This is a genomic window from Oleiphilus sp. HI0067 (assembly GCF_001635735.1).
Genome location: NZ_LWFI01000543.1, coordinates 1 through 707, shown reverse-complemented (window position 1 = coordinate 707; position 707 = coordinate 1). Strand labels below are relative to the sequence as shown.

Sequence of the window (707 nt, the reverse complement as noted above, 5' to 3'; positions counted from 1 at the left end):
AGAAGAGCCAGCCTTAAGCCAAGCACTTCAATCTTTAGAATCGTACGTTGCATACAAAACCGCGGTAATGGACCTAGAACTTACATTTTCAAGCCGAATTGAAAGCTTTACTACAGACTGGCCAATGTCGAGCTTAAGTGGTAGTTACCTTGATTTGATCGACGAACGCTTGCAGTTACTTAAGTCAATTCGAGCTGAAAACCTAGGCTTAGAAATGCATGAGGCATTTTATTCTGAGCGTGAACAGTATGATGCATATATGATTGAGCGACTCAGAATCAACGCTGATCAAGCAATGAATAGTGAGCAAAAATCAGCGGCTTTAGAATCACTTGATGCACAAATGCCGGCAGAGTTTATCGAAAGTAGAAGCGGCGCAAATCCAGTTCAAGTTCTGCGTGAGAGCACCACTGACAATCAAGAGCTTACTGGTGAAGAGCTATATAATGCGCGCGTTGAAGCTGTTGGCGAAGAGGCTGCAGAACGTTTAACGAGCCTAGACTCCCAACGTAAGGAATGGGATTCAAGATACACGAGCTACACAAGTCAACGCGATGAGATTTTACTAAACGATGCTTACAGCGACGAAGTAAAGGTCACCGAGCTTGAGCTATTGAGAGATTCATTGTTTTCTAGCTCCGAGAAAGTGCGCGTGATTGCGCTTGATCGAATCCAATAGATAAAGCACTTAGAATGCTCCACTAAGT

At 43.7% G+C, this 707-nt stretch carries 1 protein-coding gene; it reads left to right on the top strand.

The window, feature by feature from the left end; genetic code table 11:
* Positions 1-679: lipase secretion chaperone (locus A3739_RS06325; protein WP_231877023.1), on the top strand; the 679-nt coding region annotated here is incomplete at its 5' end.
* Between the last annotated feature and the right edge of the window lie 28 nt (positions 680-707).